Below are 19447 nucleotides of genomic sequence, written 5' to 3'. Positions count from 1 at the left end.
GCTCGTCAGGCCCAGCGGTGCCGAAATCACCCAACCTGTCCCGAAAGCTGTAGCAAAACGCGCCGCTGTAGCGATGATCGACACGGCAGGCCGGACAGCATGGGCGGGCCTGCCCGCGGCCAATCAAGGGAGTCGACTGTTCGATGAAGCGTTCTGTACTAAGCACGGTGAACCTGCGCCGCACCATGGTGGTGGCGCTCGCCGCCATGGTGTCGGTGACCGCGTTCGGAGGTATCGGCGTCGCGGAGCCGGCGAAGCCCTCTTCTGTCACCGAGGTCGTCAAGGACGGGCGTACGTGGCACCTGAAGGTGTACTCGGCAGCGATGGACAAGGAAGTCACCATCGATGTGCAGCGTCCGATCGACGAGTCCGCACCCGCGCCGAACCTCTACCTGATGAGCGGCCTGGACGCTGGTGAGAGTTCCGCGAGCTGGCGGGCCCAGACCGATGTGCTGCCGTTCCTGGCCGACAAGCAGGTCAATGTCATCGAGCCGATCGGCGGCCGCGGCAGCTACTACACGGACTGGGTAAACCCAGACCCGAAGCTCGGCGTGAACAAATGGCGGACCTTCTTCACCGAGGAACTGCCCCCGCTGCTGGACAAGACGCTGCAGTCCACCGGCCGCAACGCGCTGGCCGGGGTCTCGACCTCGGGCACCTCGGTGCTGCAGCTGGCGGAGGCCAAGCCCGGTCTGTGGAAGTCGGTCGCCGCCTACAGCGGTTGCGCGCAGATCGCCGACCCGCTCGGCCGGACGGCACTCAAGCTGTCCGTCGAGACCTGGGCCGGCGGGAAGATCGACAACATGTACGGCCCGGCCGACAGCCCGTTGTGGGCGGCCAACGACCCGGTCGTCAACGCGGAGAAGCTGCGCGGCACCGACCTCTACCTCTCCACCGGCAGCGGCCTCCCGGTGTTCGAGGATCTGCAGTGGTACCAGAGCGACGCGCCGGGTCCGACCGGCATGGTGAATCTCACCGTGGGCTCGGTCATCGAAGGCGCCGTCGAGCAGTGCACCCTCAATCTGAAGGGCAAGCTCGACTCGCTCGGTATCCCGGCCCAGTACAACTTCAATCCGGTAGGAACGCACCGCTGGTCGTATTGGGACGAGACCTTCCGTGAGTCCTGGCCGATGCTCGCGCGCAGCATGGGACTGACTTCCTAGCGTTTAAAAGAACCCGGCGACAACCCGTGGTGTGAGATCGACCTGCGGGCGGCGCGGAAGACGCGCCGCCCGCTCCGCTATTTGTTCGGATGGGTGCGTCCGGGGAGTGAGGAATTGGCATGGTGAACGCGCGTCGTGACGGGCGCTCCGGTCGTCGTCGTGGGTCGGTGGTTCCGCTGTTCGGTGATCTGCTGACCGCAGCGGCGAAAACGGCCGCGGAGCATGTGGCGGTTAGTTTCGAGGACCGTGAACTCACTTACGGGCAGCTCGATGAGCGTTCGGCGCAGTTGGCGCGTGAGTTGATCGGTCGTGGTATCGGTCCCGGCGATATCGTCGCGATCGCGATCGCGCGCAGTATCGAGTCGGTGCTTGCGGTGTGGGCGGTCGCTCGTACCGGTGCGGCGTTCGTGCCGGTGGATCCGGTTTATCCGAGGGATCGGATCGAGTTCATGCTGGCTGATTCCGAGGCTGTGCTCGGGCTCACCACCTCGCCGCACCGGTCGGGGTTGGGTGAGGGTATCGAGTGGCTGGAATTGGACGATCCGGTGGTGGTGCAACAGGTCGCTACACGGCCGACGCACCCGTTCTGGTACGGCGATCGTATTCGGACAGCGACGGTGCAGCATCCGGTCTACATCATCTACACCTCGGGCTCCACCGGTCGGCCGAAGGCAGTGGTAGTCACCAGCGACGGAATCGCGAGGGTAGCCAGCGCGCAGTACGGCATTTCGGCTACGTCGCGTGTGACCCACTTGAGCTCGCCCAGCTTCGATTTTTCGATTCTGGAGTTCCTGCATACTTTCGTGGCCGGTGCCACGTTGGTGGTTGTGCCGCCGGCGGTGTTCGGTGGTGAGGAATTGGCGGTGTTGCTGAAGCGGGAGCGGATCACTCATCTGACGATCACGCCGGGTGCGTTGGAGTCGGTGCCGCTCGACGAGTTCGGCGATCTACGGACCGTGATCTGCGCCGGTGACACCTTGAATCCGGCGTTGGTGGACCGGTGGACCGCGGCCGGTCGGGTGGTGTTCAACGCGTATGGCCCGACCGAGACGACGGTGATCGTCTCGACCGGGCCGATGACGGCGGGCGCGCCGGTCACTTTGGGCCAGGTTACCGAGGGAGCTCGTCCGCTCATTTTGGATTCGCGGTTGCGGATGGTGCCGCAAGGGGTGGCAGGCGAGCTGTATTTGGCGGGATCGGGTCTGGCACAAGGGTATTTGGGTCGTCCGGGGTTGACCGGCGAGCGTTTCGTGGCTAACCCGCTCGCGGCGGAGCTCGGTCTGTCGGGTGTGCGGATGTACCGCACGGGGGATCTGGTGCGCCGAACCGAGGACGGTGCGCTGGAATACTTGGGTCGTTCGGATTTTCAGGTGAAGATCCGTGGTTTGCGGATCGAGCTGGGCGAGATCGACAGTGCTCTGTCCGCGCATCCGGACGTCAGTTTCGCGGTCACGTTGGGGCAGGCTTTGGCTTCGGGCACGACCGCGCTGGTGTCGTATGTGCTGGCGCGCCCCGACGTCACCCTCTCGCCGTTCGAGCTGGCGGTGTTTCTCTCGAAGTCGTTGCCCGCCTATATGGTTCCGGCATCGATTACGGTGCTCGATGAGATTCCGCTCACCCCGGTCGGTAAACTGGACCGGGCTCGGCTGCCGGAACCCGTCTTCACGGTACGGGAGTTCCGGGCGCCGTCTACTCGGGCCGAGGAGATCGTGGCCGAGGTCTTCGCGGCCGTGCTGCGGCCGGACGAGGACGTGCCCGTCGGCGCTGAGGATGACTTCTTCGAGCTCGGCGGCAATTCGCTGCTGGCCACTCAGGTCGCCGCTCGTCTCGGTGCGGCGCTCGGTACTCGGATACCGCTGCATCTGGTTTTCGAGGCGAGCACTGTGGCGGAGTTGGCCGCACGGGTGGATCGTCATGTCGGGATGGCAGCAGGTGAAGCGGTCCCGCTGTTGCGGCCGATGCCGCGGCCCGAGCGTATCCCGCTGTCCTACGCTCAGCAGCGGATGTGGTTCCTGAACCGGTTCGACCCTGACAGTGTGGTGAACAACATCCCGATGGCGGTGCGCCTGTCGGGTCGTCTGGATTTGGACGCATTGCGTGCCGCGGTGGGTGATTTGGTGGAGCGGCACGAGGTGTTGCGCACTGTCTACCCCGGATTCGATGGTGAGGGTTATCAGGTGGTGCTTACTGCCGATGATCTGGGGGCGGTGCCGGACCTTCCGGTGGTGGTGGCGGCCCCTGAGCAGATTCGCGAGCTGGTCGTCGAGACCTTTGCCGCGGCATTCGACGTGACCGCGAGGCCGCCGTTGCGGTTGCGTGTGCTGCGGATCGGCGATACCGAACACGTGCTGGTGTGCGTGGTGCATCACATCGCCGGTGATGGTTGGTCGATGCGCCCGTTGACCCGTGACCTGATGACCGCCTATGTCGCGCGCGCCGCCGGTGAGGCCCCTGTGTGGGTGCCGTTGCCGGTCCAGTACGCCGATTTCAGTATCTGGCAGCGCAGTGTGCTCGGCTCGGAAGATGATGCGCAGAGCCTGATTTCGGCGCAGGCCCAGTACTGGCGTGCGGCATTGGATGGGGTGCCCGACGAGCTGCCTTTGCCGTTCGACCGGCCGCGCCCTGCTACCCAATCGTTTGCGGGTGGTCACCTGGTGTTCCCGATCGGGGTGGATCTGCACCAGAGGTTGCAGGAGGTTGCGAGGGAACAGCAGGGCTCCCTGTTCATGGTGTTGCATGCCGCGCTCGCATTGTTGCTGGCGGGTGTGTCGGGTACCGATGACATCGCGATCGGCACCCCGGTGGCCGGGCGTGGTGAGGCCGCGCTGGACGATCTGGTCGGCATGTTTGTCAATACTTTGGTGTTGCGCACTCGGATTCGTGGCGAGCTGACCATCGCCGAGTTGCTGGCCGCTACTCGTGACACTGATCTGCAGGCGTTCGCGCACGCCGATGTGCCGTTCGAGCGTCTGGTCGAGTTGCTCGCTCCGGAGCGTTCTATAAGCCGGAATCCGTTGTTCCAGGTGATGCTGTCGTTCCAGAATCTGCCGGAGGGCACGTTCGAATTGCCGGGTCTGCGGGTCTCGGGTGTCGATTTCGAGAATGTCACTGAGAAGTTCGATCTGTCGCTGACCATCAGTGAGGCCACGGGCACTGATGGCGAGCTGGGTGCGGTCGGCCTGATGGCCGAATTCTCTTACGCCACTGATTTGTTCGATGCGGTGACGGTGGCCGGGTTCGCTGACCGGTATCTGCGGGTATTGAAGTTGATTGCGGAGGATCCGCAACGGCGGTTGGGTGATATCGATCTGCTCGATGATGCCGAACGGTCGTTGGTGCTGCATCGGTGGAACGCCACCGAGTACCCGATCGATCCCGCGACCCTGATGTCGTTGTTCGAGGCGCAGGTGGAGCGGACCCCGGACGCGGTCGCGGTGACCTTCGAGGGGACGAGTCTGTCCTATGGCGAGTTCGCGGGCCGGGTGTCGCGGCTCGCGCGGTGGTTGATCGCATCGGGTGTGGGGCCGGAATCGCTTGTCGCGCTTGGGATGCGGCGTTCTGTCGAGCTGGTTGTCGGTATGTACGCGGTGGTCGCCTCTGGTGGCGCTTATGTGCCGGTCGATCCGGATCATCCGGCCGAGCGCATCGCCCACATTCTCGATACCGCGCGACCGGTGTGTGTGCTGACCACGTCCGTTGATGGACTGGAGTTGCCGGAGACGGTGCGTCGGGTGGAGATCGACACCCTTGATGTGTCTGATTTCTCCGATGTTCCGGTGACGGATGCGGATCGGTTGGCGCCGTTGCGGCCGGACAACACGGCCTATGTCATTTACACGTCGGGTTCGACGGGCCGCCCGAAGGGCGTGGCGGTGTCGCACGCGGCGATCGTGAATCGGCTGGTGTGGATGCACGCCCAGTACGGCCTGAGGGCCGATGATGTGGTGTTGCAGAAGACGCCTGCCACGTTCGACGTCTCGGTGTGGGAGTTCTTCTGGCCTTTGCAGGTCGGTGCGCGGCTGGTGGTGGCCAAACCGGACGGGCATCGTGATCCGGCCTACCTGGCGCAGCTGATCTTGGACGAGGGCGTCACGACGGTGCATTTCGTGCCGTCGATGCTGGCGGTATTCGTGGCCGATCCCCGGGTCGGTGAATGTGTCGGTCTGCGGAATGTCTTCGCGTCCGGTGAGGCGTTGCCGGTGCCGACCGCGCAGCGGCTGCGGGAGTTGACCGGTGCTTCGTTGCACAACTTGTATGGTCCGACCGAGGCTGCCGTCGACGTGACCTTCCATGAGGTTGTCGATACCGACACGGTGTCGGTGCCCATCGGTCTGCCGGTGTTCAACACCCAGGTATACGTGCTGGATGCGCGTCTGCACCCGGTCGCGCCGGGGGTGTCCGGTGAGTTGTATCTGGCTGGTGCGCAGCTGGCGCGCGGCTACGTGCGGCAGGCGGAACTGACCGCGGATCGGTTCGTGGCGAACCCGTTTACCGACGGTGAGCGGATGTATCGCACCGGTGACCTGGTGCGCTGGACTACCTCGGCGAGCGGTGAATCCGATGCCGCCGATGAGCTGGAGTACCTGGGGCGTACCGATTTCCAGGTGAAGGTGCGCGGTCTGCGCATCGAGCTGGGCGATATCGAGTCCGCGCTCACCGCGCAGGAGTCGGTGGCGCAGTCCGTCGTGGTGGTGCGTGATGACGAGCGCACCGGCGCTCAACTGGTCGCCTACCTGGTCGCCGCGGACACGGGGATCGACACCGACGCGCTGCGCGTGACGCTGACAGCGCAGCTGCCGGGTTACATGGTCCCCGCGGCGTTCGTGGTGTTGGATGTGTTCCCGCTCAATGCTTCGGGCAAGCTGGATCGGAAGGCGTTGCCGGCGCCGGTGTTCGAGGTGCGCGAGTTCCGTGCGCCGGTGACACCGGTGCAGGAGATCGTGGCCGGTGTCTTCGCTGACCTGCTGGGTGTGGATCGGGTGGGTCTGGATGATGATTTCTTCGCTCTCGGCGGCAACTCGCTGTTGGCCGCCCGCGCGGCGGCGCGCATCGGTGAGGCCATCGAGGGGAGCCTCGCGGTGCGGGTCCTGTTCGAGGCGCCCACCGTCGTCGCGCTGGCGGCGCGGGTCGAGCCCGGCGCCGGTGGGCCGGTGCGGCCGAAGCTGGTCGCGCTCGCGCGGCCCGAGCGGCTGCCGCTGTCGCTGGCTCAGCAGCGGATGTGGACGCTGAACCAGATCGCTCCCGAATCGCCCGCGTACAACATTCCCCTAGCGCTGCGGCTCACCGGCACATTGGATGTGGACGCCCTGCGTACTGCTGTCGGCGACGTGCTGGAACGGCATGAGTCGCTGCGCACCCGATACCCGGCCGACGCTGCCACGGGCCTGCCCTTTCAGGAGATCCTCTCGGTCGGTGAGGCGCTGCCGGGTGGGCTGCGGGTTCGGGCGACCGCTGACCCTTTGGTTGACGTCACGTCCTTCATGTCCGCCGGATTCGATGTGACACAGCAGGTTCCGGTGCGTGCAGTGCTTCTCGCCGCCGGAGCCGCCGAGCTGGGTGAGCAGGAGTATCTGCTGGCGATGGTGATTCATCACATCGCCGGCGACGGCTCCTCGGTCGCACCCCTGGCGCGGGATCTCATGACCGCCTACGTCGCACGCAGCACGGGCGGTACACCCTCCTGGGCGCCACTGGAAATCCAGTATGCCGACTACGCGCTGTGGCATCGCCGGGTGCTCGGTGACGACACCGACGAAAATTCCCTTGCCGCAAGCCAATTGGCATTCTGGCGCGGTCATTTGGCTGGGTTGTCCGGCATGCCGGGGTTGCCGCAGGATCGCCCGCATCCGCCGATGCCGTCCATGCGTGGCGCGGTGACCGCGTTCACGGTGCCCGAGGAGGTGCACCGAGCGCTGGATCGTATTGCGCGCGAACGGAATGCGACACTCTTCATGGTGGTGCACGCGGCGGTCGCCGTGCTGCTGGCCCGGATGTGCGGGCGCACCGACGTCGCGATCGGCACACCGGTCGCCGGCCGGGGCGCACGGGCGCTGGACGATCTGGTGGGAATGTTCGTCAACACACTGACGTTGCGCGCCGAGGTGGATGGCGCGATCGGTTTCGACGCTCTGGTCGATCGGATCCGCGAGACCGACCTGGCCGCCTTGGACAACGCCGACATCCCGTTCGAGCGGGTGGTGGAGGAGGTAGCGCCGCACCGGGGTCGTGAGCAGAACCCGTTGTTCCAGGTGGTGCTGGCGTTCCAGAACACCGAGCAGGCCAGTCTCGAGCTGCCCGGGCTGACTATCGCAGGCGTGGACCACGGTGCGGTAGCGGCGAAGTTCGACCTGAGTATCGACGTCGAGCCCATTGTGCACGCGGACGGAACCCTTGGTGAGCTGTCCATCGGATTCAACTATGCCACCGACGTGTTCGACGCGACGACCGTTGCCGCATTCTCGGAACGGTTCTCACGGGTGCTGGCGGCGGTGGTCGCGGACCCGCGCGCGGTCGTCGGTGATATCGATGTGCTCGGCCCGGGTGAGCGTGATTCGCTGCTGGTGGATTGGCATGCCGTGGGTGTCCCGGCGGCGCCGGTGACGCTGGTGGACCTGATCGCCGAGCAGGCGGCACGGCGCCCGGACGCGGTGGCGGTCCGGGCCGGGGACGAGACGCTGAGTTTCGCGAAGTTGCTTGGCCGGGCCAACCAGGTCGCACGCGCGTTGATCGCGCATGGCGTCGGACCGGAATCGCGGGTGGCCGTGGCTGTTTCGCGAACAGTTGAGCTCCCGGTGGCGCTGTTGGGTGTGCTGGTGTCGGGCGCGGGCTACGTGCCGATCGACACCGCGTACCCGATGCAGCGCCTCGAGTTCATGCTCGCCGATGCCGCGCCGACGGTGGTACTGACCACGGCGGAGGGACGGGAGGCGTTGTCGGGCACTGATATCGAGGTGGTGTTGCTGGAGGACGTCGGTGGTTTCGCCGATGGGCCGGTGTCCGATGCCGAGCGGGTCGCGCCACTGGTGCCGGCGAACCTGGCGTATGTCATCTACACGTCGGGTTCCACGGGTGTGCCCAAGGGTGTGGCGGTCACCCACGCGAACGTTCTCGGGTTGTACACCAATGCCGGATTGCGGTTCGATTTCCGTGAGTCGGATGTGTGGACGATGTTCCATTCGTTCGCGTTCGACTTCTCGGTGTGGGAGCTGTGGTGCGCCCTTGCGAGCGGCGCTGCGGTGGTCGTGGTCGACCAGATCACGTCCCGGTCGCCGGAACAGTTGCGCGAGTTGCTGGTTCGCGAACGGGTGACGGTGCTGAACCAGACCCCCTCGGCGTTCTACCAGCTGGCTGAGGCCGATCGCGTCGCGCACGATGCCGATGAATTGGCTTTGCGGTACGTCGTTTTCGGTGGCGAGGCCCTGGATCTACGGCAACTGCAACGCTGGTATGACCGGCACGCGGTGGACGCGCCACTGCTGGTGAACATGTACGGCATCACAGAGACCACCGTCCACGTGTCCTACCAGGCCCTGGACGAGCGGTTGGCGCTCAGTCCCGCCAGTGTGATCGGGCGCGGCCTGCCGGGTCTGCACACCTATGTGCTCGATCATCGGTTGACACCGTCGCCGGCCACCGTGGCCGGTGAACTGTATATCGCCGGTGCGCAACTGAGCCGTGGCTACCTCGGACAGCCCGGGCTGACCGCCACACGGTTCGTCGCGAACCCGTTCGGACCGGCAGGGTCGCTGATGTACCGCTCCGGCGATGTGGGCCGGTGGGCCGGCCGCGAGGACACGGCGGCCCTGGAGTACTCGGGTCGTAGTGATCAGCAGGTGCAGTTGCGTGGTTTCCGGATCGAGCTCGGGGAGATCGAGGCGGCGCTGTCCCGGTTGCCGGGTGTCGCGCAGGCCGTTGCCCTGGTGCGCACCAAGGACGGCATCGGTGATCGCCTGATCGGGTACATCGTCGCCGAGGACTCGCTCGCCGAGGCACTCGAACCGGCTGCACTGCGCTCGGCGGTGGGGGAGTTCCTGACCGGGTACATGGTGCCGGACGTGATCGTGGTGATCGAGGCGTTGCCGTTGACCCCGAACGGCAAGCTGGATCGCAAGGCGTTGCCCGCGCCGGAGTTCGTGGGTTCGGCGGTGTTCCGTGCGCCCTCGACCCCAGCTGAACAGGCCATCTCGAGGGTGTTCGCCGAGCTGCTCGGTGTCGAGCGCGTAGGTCTAGACGACTCCTTCTTCGAACTCGGCGGCAATTCCCTGCTCGCCACCCAGGTCGCGGCCCGCCTCGGCGCCGAACTCGGCGAGAAGGTTCCGGTGGTCTGGTTCTTCACCGCAGCGACCCCCGCCGGGCTCGCGGCCCAGCTGGAGAACCGCCGATCGGGTCATATCGACCCGGAGGCCGCCTTCGACGTCCTACTGCCTTTGCGTTCGTCCGGTTCGGCCGAGCCACTGTTCTGCGTGCACCCTTTGGGCGGTCTTGCGTGGTCGTTCGCCGGCCTGGCCGCACACCTGGACGCCGATCGCCCCATTTACGGCCTGCAGTCCCCGGCCCTGACCTCCAACTTCTCGTCCCTACCGGACTCGATCCAGGACTGTGCGCAGCGCTACGTCAAGGAGATCCGCACGGTGCAGCCGCAGGGCCCCTACCATCTGCTGGGCTGGTCGATAGGCGGTGTCCTAGCGCATGCCATGGCCGTCCAATTGCAGTCCGAGGGTGAACAGGTGGCCCTCCTGGCGATGATGGACAGCTACCTCGAGGCTGGCAGGGCGCCGGTGGACGAGGCCGCCGAGCCCGGCCCGGTTCCGTTCCAGGAGCTGTTCGGTGGCCTATTCGGCGGCGTTGCGGTTGACCTGCGACTAGACGAGGCCTCCGACGTAGGAGAAATCGTCGAACAACTATCGGCCCTCCCGGAGCCGTTCGCTTCCCTCGGCGCCGGCCGGATCGACCGCATCGTCCGGTCGAACCTCGAAATGGCCGGCCTGACAAACCATTACGAGGCCTCCCAATTCCACGGCGACCTGGTGTACTTCACCGCCGCCGAAACCGTCCCGGCCTCCACCCCGGGAGTCGAGACATGGCGGAGTGTGGTGAACGGCACAATCCGCGACCACCCCCTGCCCACCACCCATTGGCGAATGACCGAGCAGGCCTCCCTTGCGAGAATCGGATCCGTGTTGAACGCCTCCCGGCGCACAATGCTGGTCGCGCGCAGCACCGGTGGTACACCCTCCTGGGCGCCACTGGAAATCCAGTATGCCGACTACGCGCTGTGGCATCGCCGGGTGCTCGGTGACGACACCGACGAAAATTCCCTTGCCGCAAGCCAATTGGCATTCTGGCGCGGTCATTTGGCTGGGTTGTCCGGCATGCCGGGGTTGCCGCAGGATCGCCCGCATCCGCCGATGCCGTCCATGCGTGGCGCGGTGACCGCGTTCACGGTGCCCGAGGAGGTGCACCGAGCGCTGGATCGTATTGCGCGCGAACGGAATGCGACACTCTTCATGGTGGTGCACGCGGCGGTCGCCGTGCTGCTGGCCCGGATGTGCGGGCGCACCGACGTCGCGATCGGCACACCGGTCGCCGGCCGGGGCGCACGGGCGCTGGACGATCTGGTGGGAATGTTCGTCAACACACTGACGTTGCGCGCCGAGGTGGATGGCGCGATCGGTTTCGACGCTCTGGTCGATCGGATCCGCGAGACCGACCTGGCCGCCTTGGACAACGCCGACATCCCGTTCGAGCGGGTGGTGGAGGAGGTAGCGCCGCACCGGGGTCGTGAGCAGAACCCGTTGTTCCAGGTGGTGCTGGCGTTCCAGAACACCGAGCAGGCCAGTCTCGAGCTGCCCGGGCTGACTATCGCAGGCGTGGACCACGGTGCGGTAGCGGCGAAGTTCGACCTGAGTATCGACGTCGAGCCCATTGTGCACGCGGACGGAACCCTTGGTGAGCTGTCCATCGGATTCAACTATGCCACCGACGTGTTCGACGCGACGACCGTCGATGCACTCGCCGATCGGTTCGGCCGGGTGTTAGCGACGGTAGCCGCCGATCCGGCGGCCGTCGTCGGCGACATCGATCTGCTGGACACCGTCGAGCGGGCCGGTTTGCTGCGGTCGGGCACCGGTGCCGAATCTCCGACGGATTCGGCAGCGACCCTGGCGTCGCTGTTCCAGGCACGGGTGGAGCGGACGCCGGATGCCGTCGCGGTGACGTTCGAGGGCGAGTCCCTGTCCTACGCCGAATTCGCGGCTCGCGCCAATCGTCTGGCGCGGCATCTGATTTCGCTGGGTGTGGGGCCGGACAGGCTGGTTGCGCTGGGAATGCGGCGATCACTGGACCTGGTGATCGGTATGTATGCGGTCACCGTCGCAGGTGGTGGTTATGTGCCGCTGGATCCGGACCATCCGGCCGAACGCACGGCGTATGTACTGGCGACGGCGAACCCGGTCTGTGTACTGACTACCGCTGCCGATGTCGCTGATGTGTCCGCATCGGTAGACGGCGGATATCAGCTTGTCGAGCTGGATGCGCTCGATTTGTCCGGATATTCGGTGGCTCCGGTGACGGATGCGGATCGGTTGGCGCCGTTGCGGCCGGACAACACGGCCTATGTCATCTACACGTCGGGTTCGACGGGCCGCCCGAAGGGCGTGGCGGTGTCGCACGCGGCGATCGTGAATCGGCTGGTGTGGATGCACGCCCAGTACGGCCTGAGGGCCGATGATGTGGTGTTGCAGAAGACGCCTGCCACGTTCGACGTCTCGGTGTGGGAGTTCTTCTGGCCTTTGCAGGTCGGTGCGCGTCTGGTGGTGGCCAAACCGGACGGGCATCGTGATCCGGCCTACCTGGCGCAGCTGATCTTGGACGAGGGCGTCACGACGGTGCATTTCGTGCCGTCGATGCTGGCGGTATTCGTGGCCGATCCCCGGGTCGGTGAATGTGTCGGTCTGCGGAATGTCTTCGCGTCCGGTGAGGCGTTGCCGGTGCCGACCGCGCAGCGGCTGCGGGAGTTGACCGGTGCTTCGTTGCACAACTTGTATGGTCCGACCGAGGCTGCCGTCGACGTGACCTTCCATGAGGTTGTCGATACCGACACGGTGTCGGTGCCCATCGGTCTGCCGGTGTTCAACACCCAGGTATACGTGCTGGATGCGCGTCTGCACCCGGTCGCGCCGGGGGTGTCCGGTGAGTTGTATCTGGCTGGTGCGCAGCTGGCGCGCGGCTACGTGCGGCAGGCGGAACTGACCGCGGATCGGTTCGTGGCGAACCCGTTTACCGACGGTGAGCGGATGTATCGCACCGGTGACCTGGTGCGTTGGACAGCCGCCGGTCAGCTGGAATACCTGGGCCGTACCGATTTCCAGGTGAAGCTGCGTGGTCTGCGTATCGAGTTGGGGGAGATCGAGTCCGCGCTCGCTGCCGCCGAATCGGTGGCGCAGGCAGTAGTGGTGGTGCGTGCTGACGAGCGTCTGGGTGATCAGCTGGTCGCCTACCTGGTGGCCGTGCCCGATGCCGAGATCGTGATCGATGACGTGAGATCGGTGTCAGCGCAGCAGTTGCCGACCTATATGGTGCCGTCGGCGTTCGTGGTGCTGGACGCGATCCCGGTCAATGCCAATGGCAAACTCGACCGGGCGGCGCTGCCGGCTCCGCGTATCGTCGCGCGGGAATACCGTGCCCCCGGCACCGCGCAGGAGCAGGCCATCGCCAAGGTCTTCGCCGCCGTGCTCGGTGTCGAGCAGGTCGGCCTCGACGACGACTTCTTTGCCTTGGGTGGTAATTCGCTGTCGGGTATCCGGGCCTGCGCGGCTCTCACCGCTGAACTCGGCCGGCCAGTGTCGGTGCGACTGCTGTTCGGACACTCCAACGTTGACGCGCTGGCCACAGCGTTGCGCGACGGCACCGAGGTTTCCGACGGTTCCGACCCCGCCGCCGACGCCGTGCTCGATGCCTCCATCAGCATTGCCGGGTGCGCCGCGCCGCGCCGAGAAGAACCAGAATCGATCCTGCTCACCGGCGCCACGGGCTTCCTCGGCATCTTCCTGCTGCGCGAGTTGCTCGAACGGACGACGGCCACCGTTTACTGCCTGGTCCGCGCGGCCGACGACGTTGCCGCGGCGGCCCGTATCGATGCCGTCGAGCGAAAGTATCGGGTCGATCTGGATGCTTATCGCAGCCGGATCGTCGCTGTCACCGGCGACCTGGCCCGCCCGCTGCTCGGCCTCGAACCGGCACGGTTCGCCGACCTGGCGGAGCGGATCGATGTGATCTACCACAATGGCGCCCAGGTCAACCATCTCGAGCCATACGCCCGGATGCGGGCGGCGAATGTCGGCGGCACGACCGAGGTGCTGAGGTTGGCGAGCACCACCAGGGTCAAACCTGTCCACTATTCGTCCACGGTGTCCGTGCTGAAGGGCACTCCGCAGGACGACGGTGTACCGGACGGGATGGAGGGTTACGGACTCAGCAAATGGGTCGCCGAACAGCTGGTGTGGGCCGGCATCGGCCGCGGCATCCCGACCACGATCTATCGGGTCGGCCTGATCACCGGCGATTCCCGCACCGGCGCGGCCCCGGTCGACGACGCTGCGACGACGATGCTCCGAGCCATGCTGGTCCTTGGGGTGTGGCCGGCCTTCGGTGACATCGATCAGCCGATGGCACCGGTCGACTACGTCGCCGCCGAGCTCGTCCGGTTCTCGCGCGATCCGAACCCGCCGAGCAATCTTCACTACCTGGCCGGATCGAGTGAAGGGGTGTGGTCGGCCTTCGCGGAGGAGGCGCACCGGCGCGGCTATCGCATGGCTGTTACCGAGCCGAAGCACTTCGTCCAAGCGGTTACCGATGCCGCCGAAGATGCGATCGCCACCGGAGACGACGCTCTGGCCCGGGCAGCAGCCCTCATTATCAATTTGGCTGGGGACGGTGGCGAATCCGATCATGCCGACGAGCAGGTCGCCCAGACCGGCAGCGAGGTCGCCCTGAATGGTAGTGAGGTAGACCTGACCGGCAGCGAGGTCGTCGAATTGACCGGCAGCGAGGTCGAATTGACCCTGCCAGCGGTCGATGCGACGATCCTGGCACGCTACTTCGACTACTTCATCGAGATCGGATTCTTCCCAGCTCCGATGGGGGAGCAGCTCAGCGAGGTCGAGGCGACCTCATGATCCGGGCTCCGCGCCGCTCGCTTGCGGAGCTGCTCGAGCGTTGAAGTCAGGGGACCCTGGTTCGATTAACTCCGCGTAAGGTCCACCAAAACCCCAGCTCAGGCTGGGTTTTTGGTTTCCGGAGTGCTTTCGCATCGACCGATCTTCCAACTAACTCCGAACAGTGGCTCTAACAGCGAGCGCTACAGAGCGAGGACGCGTTGCCGCGTCCCCGCCCCCTCAGAACGCATCTGAGAACTGGGTCAGGTGCGGGCGAGGCGGCGTGACATGACCGCGATCATGGCGATGTAGACCATGGCTTCGTGGTGGTCGGGTTTGGTTTCGTAGTCACGGACGCAGCGGCGGTGTTTGGTGATCCAGCCGAATGTGCGCTCAACCCCCCAGCGCCGGGGCAATACCTTGGATCCGGCGGCGTCATCGGTACGTTTGACGATCTGAACAGTCCAGTACCAGACCGGTTTTCGGCCATTCCACCAGCCGTGCAGGCCGATCGACTGCGTGCGCCCGCGCAGGCGATCCTCGACAGGTACCCGAACCTGCGCACCGCGTTCGTCAGCGGCTCCGACGGCCAAGCCTTGCAGGTTGTCGTCGATCGGCTCGAGGTGCCGTGGCGCGAGGTCGATCTGACCGGGTTGCCGGAGGCCGAGCGGGCCGAGGAATTGCGACGGCAGTTGGCCGCGGACCGGGCGACCAAGTTCGACATGTCCGTCGCGCCGCTGGTGCGCTTTACGCTCTTCCGTACCCATGCCGAGCAGTGGCATATGGCGATTGCCACTCACCACGTCCTGATCGACGGCTGGTCGATGCCGCTGCTGTTGCGCGATCTGCTGGTGCTCTATGCGACCCGGGGTGATCTTGCGGAACTGCCGCAGGTGACCTCCTATCGCAGCTTCCTCGACTGGCTCGCCGAGCGCGACGCGGCCTCATCGTTGCGGACCTGGGCACAGGCGCTCGACGGTGTCGGTGAGCGGTGGTGACCTCGCCGACGACCTCGCCGACGGGGAGGTCACGCACTGGTTCGTCGTTCCCGGCGAATCGACGGATGCGGCCGATGCGGAGATCCGAATCGTGGTCACCGAGTAGGACACCATCGATGCGCGAAAGCCGTTGCCCATTCGTGGCAACGGCTTTCGCGGTGTCAGGGACGGTGCTACGCCGAGATGGCGTGCTCTTCGGCGAAAACCTTGCGGCACACCGCCGCCCGGAATGCGTAATCGAAGCCCCTGGTCATCACGGGCATGATTCCGTTGGTGGTGGCCGGGTGCGGGTGGGGGCTCGCCTGTTCGGTCGAATTCAAGGATGCGGCTCTCGAATGGGTGCGAGCCTGAGCAGTTCGTCGACAGACCATTGGTCGTCGGCATGGCTGCCGAGTTTGCTTGCCAGTACGCGGCCGTCCGGTGCGATGAGGAAGTCGCCGGGCAGGCCGAGGCGGCCGCCGTCGGGCTTATTCGGGGGAGCGGGCTTGTCCTTGCGGAGGATGGTCGGCAGTGTGCTTGCGACGGCACGCGCGATGCCCGGCCAGGCGCGGGGGTCCAGTAGCGCACGTGGGGCGGATTCGATGCCGAACTCGCGGTAGAGGATTCGGGTCGGGTCAGCGATCAGGTCGAACGGCAGGTCACCCTCGTACTTGCGCAATTCGGCTGCGCTGGAATGGAACACGACAACCTCGCGAATGCCCGCGGCCAGGATCTCGTGGTGCCGAGTGGCGATCGAACGCAGGTGCAGATTGCACACCGGGCAACCGGCGAAGCGGCGGAACTGTAGGTGGATCAGGTGATCGGGGTCCGGGACCGGCACGGTGACACCGGTGACAGCGTCCAGCGTTCTGGTGGTCACGGTGGATGGCAGCGGCATGATGCTCCTCTTGTAGGTGTACAAAGTACTCCTACGTCCAGTATGGGCGTACCCGGTACGCTGTCAACCCATGCCTCGTCCGCGCTCCTTGACGCCGACCGCCATTGCGGCCGCCGCGCTCGCGGTGATCGACCGCGACGGCCTGCCCGCGCTCACCATGCGGGCCGTCGCCAAGGAGTTGCACATGGCGACCATGGCGCTGTACCGCTACGTCCTCGACCGCGACGGGCTCGAAGCGCTGGTGGTCGACGAGATCTTCCAGGCGATCGATGCGTCACCGCCGCCGGAGCCGGACTGGCGCGATCGCACGGCGGCGCTCTTGGCGCGGGTGCGCGACGCCGCGGCGGCGCACCCCGATGCGGTGCCGCTGCTGTTGCGGCACCGGCAATCCTCGGTTGGCTCCCTGGCCTGGATCGAGGCGATGCTCGCTGTCCTCACCGATGCCGGTTTCACCGGTCGTGATCGAGTGATCGCCCAGCGCACCCTGATCGGCTTTCTGCTCGGGTTTCTGCAGAATGCCCACTACGCGTCACTCGCGGGAACCGGCACTGCCGCCATGGCGGATCTCTCCCCGGACGATTACCCGTATCTCGCCCGAACGGCCATCGATGCGCAAACACTCTCCGCGGCAGACGAATTCCGTGGCGGCCTCGAGATCGTGCTGCGCGGCCTCGTTCCTTAGCCTGCGGTCGGCGTGAAGTGCCGAGAGCGTTGTGTCAGTGCGGTGATATCGAAGGTTTCGGCCATCGCGCTGGCTCCGGCGTCATTGAGGTGCAGGCCGTCGCCGCTGTCGAAATCCGGGCGGATGTAGTCGGGGTTGTCCGGGTCCTCCACGGCTCGTGCGACATCGAAGACACCGTCGAAAACGTCGGTGGTACGCAGCCATTCGTTGATTTCATTGCGGACGGGTACGCCGGTCTCCGTGCTGAGGCCGGGGTAGATCACCCCGGCGAAGGGACCGACGGTGTTGGCGTAGATGGGCAGGCCGGCGGCGTGCGCGCGCTGCGCGAGAATGGTGAAACCGGCGATCAGGTCGGTGACGGCAGCAGTGCCCGCCACAATCAGGTCGTTGATGCCGATGTTCACCAGAATATGCGTCACGCCTGGGACATCGAGCACATCGCGGTCGAATCGCGCAAGTGCATGATCGCCGACTTCGTCTGTCAGCAGCCGATTTCCGCCGGTGCCCTGATTGACCGCCCAGCCTGCGGTCAGGCGCTCGTTGAGCACGTCGACGGAGCGGCGATTGGCGCCATGGCTGGAACCGACGCCCTCGAACCAGGAGTCGCCGAAGGCGACGATGACCGGAGCGTCGGTCGCGGTCAGCACATCGATGCCGGTGACGTAGAAGCGGGAGGTGAGCTCCTCGGCATCCGGCAAACCGACTGCCGCCGTGTGGTTTCCGGTGGCGACGTACGCGGACTCCACGGGAATCTGGGCGAACGGTGCGAGCTCGGTTTCCCCGGGAAGGTACAGGCTCAGCACCAGGTCGGTACCTGCGATCACGGCCAGGTCGACGGTGTCGCTGATGATGTCGCTCCCGGCCGGGATGGTCACCCGGGTAGCGCCGCCGAACCGCACCTCGGTGTCGGTCTCGGTCACGATCTCCCCGCCTGCCTTGCGCACCGCGATGCGGGCCGCGCCGATGGTGAGTGGCGTCCGGCCGTAGCGGTTGGTCAAGCGCACTCGCAGCTGCTCGCCGCCGCCGGCGAGGTGCAGCACCTGGCGCAGCGTCTGGTCGGTGAAGTTCCTCGGCTCGGCCAGCCGAATCTGCTCGGCGGGGTCGACCAGTGCGGAACGGAATCCCGCGATCCAACGCGATGTGGCAGCCATCTGAATCTCCATTTAGTTGACATGAGGAATATTGCGCTGACAACAATCTAGCGCACATTTTCCTCATGTCAACTATCCGCGATGCAACTATCTCGGATAGGCTCGGTGTCATGGACGCGACAGACCTCTTCGACGACCCGAGGCTCACCACCATCGGCCTGCTCTACGAGGCGCACGACGGGCTGATCGCGAAGCTGGAGCCGACCTGGAAGGAGAACGGGCTTTCGGGCCTGGATGCCAACGCGTTGATGCGGTTGAGTCGCTCGCCCGGTCGACGGCTGCGTATGACCGATCTCGCTGCACAGACCCGCCTGTCCACCAGTGGCATCACGCGATTGGTGGATCGGCTGCAACGGAACGGGTTTGTTCGGCGGGAAGCCGATGCGGGTGATCGGCGCACCTCCTACGCGGTGCTGACCGCGGCGGGGGCGACGCGGATCGCGCGCGTACTGCCCGCGTACCTGGAGGGCATCGAGCAATGGTTCACCGGGCTGCTGACCGGGGCGCAGTTGGACGAGTTGGTCGCGGGGCTGCGCATCATTCGCGACGCGGCGAATCCCGAGGCGACGGCACTCGGCGATTAACTACTCGGGCCGAGTCTGCTGCAGCCGTTCCAGCCCGTCGAGTATGAGGTCGAGCCCGAAATCGAAGTCGGCGACGCCGTTGTGCGTGCCGGAGCTGACCAGCCGGGCCAGCGCATTCATGTGGGGGTGGCTTTCGGCGGGGATCAGCGGCAGGAATTGCTCTGCGGCCGAGGCATATTCATCGGGTACGAGCGGAAAATTGAGTTCCTGCAGGGTGAATCCATAGATGTGGCTGTCCATGGCATTCCAGGCGCGGTCGGCCTGCTGGAGGCTGAAGCCCGCAGTGTGCAGGCAGCCGATGGTCGCATCGACGTAACGCAGCATGGCGGGGCCGACGTTGATTCTCGATCCGATGAGTCCGGTGGCCCACGGATGGCGGCGCAGTGTTTCGTGCGCGGAGGTGGCCCGCCTGCGCATGGCCGCTTTCCAGTCGCCGCCGATCTCCGGTACCTCGATCTCGGCGACCACGAGGTCGACGATGCCGTCGAGGAGATCGTCTTTGTTGGCGACATGGTTGTAGAGCGACATCGCCTCTACGCCCAGCGCCTGTGCCAGTTTGCGCATCGACAGTGACCCCAGCCCGTTCTCGTCGGCGAACCGGACTGCGGTGCGCAGCACCCGGTCTCGGCTGAGCGGGGTGCGGGCCGGGCTTGCGGGGGTCTTGGGCATGGGCCCTTCCTTCTTGACGTACTTACGCCGTAAGCGTACCGTTTCGAGCGAACGACTTACGGTGTAAGTGTGTCGAATCGCAGGTGAGGACGAGTTCCATGGTTGAACCGAAGGGTCAGCAGGTCAGGACGAAAGCTGTGCCGACGGACCGGGGACGGGATATCCGCCG

At 65.7% G+C, this 19447-nt stretch carries 10 protein-coding genes; 5 read left to right on the top strand and 5 right to left on the bottom strand.

Annotation, left to right across the window (positions count from 1 at the left end):
* Positions 1-143: 143 nt before the first annotated feature.
* Both OHA42_RS38805 and OHA42_RS38800 read left to right on the top strand, forming a co-directional pair.
* The gene (locus tag OHA42_RS38805) at positions 144-1163 is read left to right on the top strand and encodes an alpha/beta hydrolase (protein WP_406233440.1); all 1020 of its coding nucleotides are present in this window, start codon (positions 144-146) and stop codon (positions 1161-1163) included.
* Positions 1164-1282: 119 nt separating this feature from the next.
* Positions 1283-14338, top strand: a complete 13056-nt coding sequence (locus tag OHA42_RS38800; protein WP_406233438.1) for an amino acid adenylation domain-containing protein — start codon at positions 1283-1285, stop codon at positions 14336-14338.
* A 242-nt stretch (positions 14339-14580) separates the two neighbouring features.
* Here the strand turns inward: OHA42_RS38800 and OHA42_RS38795 are convergent, their stop codons facing one another.
* Positions 14581-14733, bottom strand: a complete 153-nt coding sequence (locus OHA42_RS38795) for a transposase (protein WP_406233436.1) — start codon at positions 14731-14733, stop codon at positions 14581-14583.
* Between the two features lie 84 nt (positions 14734-14817).
* Between OHA42_RS38795 and OHA42_RS38790 the strand changes: the two genes are divergently transcribed.
* Positions 14818-15315, top strand: a complete 498-nt coding sequence (locus OHA42_RS38790; protein WP_406233434.1) for a condensation domain-containing protein — start codon at positions 14818-14820, stop codon at positions 15313-15315.
* 173 nt (positions 15316-15488) lie between these two features.
* Here the strand turns inward: OHA42_RS38790 and OHA42_RS38785 are convergent, their stop codons facing one another.
* Together OHA42_RS38785 and OHA42_RS38780 are read right to left on the bottom strand one after the other, a co-directional pair.
* A complete protein-coding gene (locus tag OHA42_RS38785) occupies positions 15489-15635 on the bottom strand; it encodes a hypothetical protein (RefSeq protein WP_406233432.1) in 147 nt (48 codons plus the stop codon).
* Positions 15632-16192, bottom strand: a complete 561-nt coding sequence (locus tag OHA42_RS38780) for a peroxiredoxin-like family protein (RefSeq protein ID WP_406233431.1) — start codon at positions 16190-16192, stop codon at positions 15632-15634. The genes OHA42_RS38785 and OHA42_RS38780 overlap by 4 nt, the downstream gene beginning before the upstream one ends.
* A gap of 70 nt (positions 16193-16262) precedes the next feature.
* Here OHA42_RS38780 and OHA42_RS38775 point away from each other — a divergent pair, with 70 nt between their 5' ends.
* Positions 16263-16874, top strand: coding sequence for a TetR/AcrR family transcriptional regulator C-terminal domain-containing protein (locus OHA42_RS38775; protein WP_406233429.1), 612 nt, complete (start codon positions 16263-16265; stop codon positions 16872-16874).
* Here OHA42_RS38775 and OHA42_RS38770 read toward each other — a convergent pair.
* Positions 16871-18025: a GDSL-type esterase/lipase family protein gene (locus OHA42_RS38770; RefSeq protein ID WP_406233427.1), complete on the bottom strand. Its 1155-nt coding sequence runs from the start codon at positions 18023-18025 to the stop codon at positions 16871-16873. The genes OHA42_RS38775 and OHA42_RS38770 overlap by 4 nt on opposite strands.
* A 110-nt stretch (positions 18026-18135) precedes the next feature.
* On the opposite strand from OHA42_RS38770, the gene OHA42_RS38765 reads away from it, so the two are divergent.
* Positions 18136-18609, top strand: a complete 474-nt coding sequence (locus OHA42_RS38765) for a MarR family winged helix-turn-helix transcriptional regulator (RefSeq protein ID WP_406233425.1) — start codon at positions 18136-18138, stop codon at positions 18607-18609.
* On the opposite strand, the gene OHA42_RS38760 is transcribed toward OHA42_RS38765, so the two are convergent.
* The gene (locus OHA42_RS38760) at positions 18610-19278 is read right to left on the bottom strand and encodes a TetR/AcrR family transcriptional regulator (protein WP_406233423.1); all 669 of its coding nucleotides are present in this window, start codon (positions 19276-19278) and stop codon (positions 18610-18612) included.
* Positions 19279-19447: the final 169 nt, after the last annotated feature.

This window comes from Nocardia sp. NBC_01009, from assembly GCF_045208035.1.
Taxonomy (GTDB): domain Bacteria; phylum Actinomycetota; class Actinomycetes; order Mycobacteriales; family Mycobacteriaceae; genus Nocardia.
Note: the sequence above shows the minus strand (reverse complement) of the source record. Positions and strands in the feature narration are given on the sequence as shown.

Coding starts and splice junctions, on each gene's coding strand:
- OHA42_RS38805 (WP_406233440.1), top strand. CDS start 144: ATGAAGCGTTCTGTACTAAGCACGGTGAACCTGCGCCGCACCATGGTG.
- OHA42_RS38800 (WP_406233438.1), top strand. CDS start 1,283: ATGGTGAACGCGCGTCGTGACGGGCGCTCCGGTCGTCGTCGTGGGTCG.
- OHA42_RS38780 (WP_406233431.1), bottom strand. CDS start 16,192: ATGCCGCTGCCATCCACCGTGACCACCAGAACGCTGGACGCTGTCACC.
- OHA42_RS38775 (WP_406233429.1), top strand. CDS start 16,263: ATGCCTCGTCCGCGCTCCTTGACGCCGACCGCCATTGCGGCCGCCGCG.
- OHA42_RS38770 (WP_406233427.1), bottom strand. CDS start 18,025: ATGGCTGCCACATCGCGTTGGATCGCGGGATTCCGTTCCGCACTGGTC.
- OHA42_RS38765 (WP_406233425.1), top strand. CDS start 18,136: ATGGACGCGACAGACCTCTTCGACGACCCGAGGCTCACCACCATCGGC.
- OHA42_RS38760 (WP_406233423.1), bottom strand. CDS start 19,278: ATGCCCAAGACCCCCGCAAGCCCGGCCCGCACCCCGCTCAGCCGAGAC.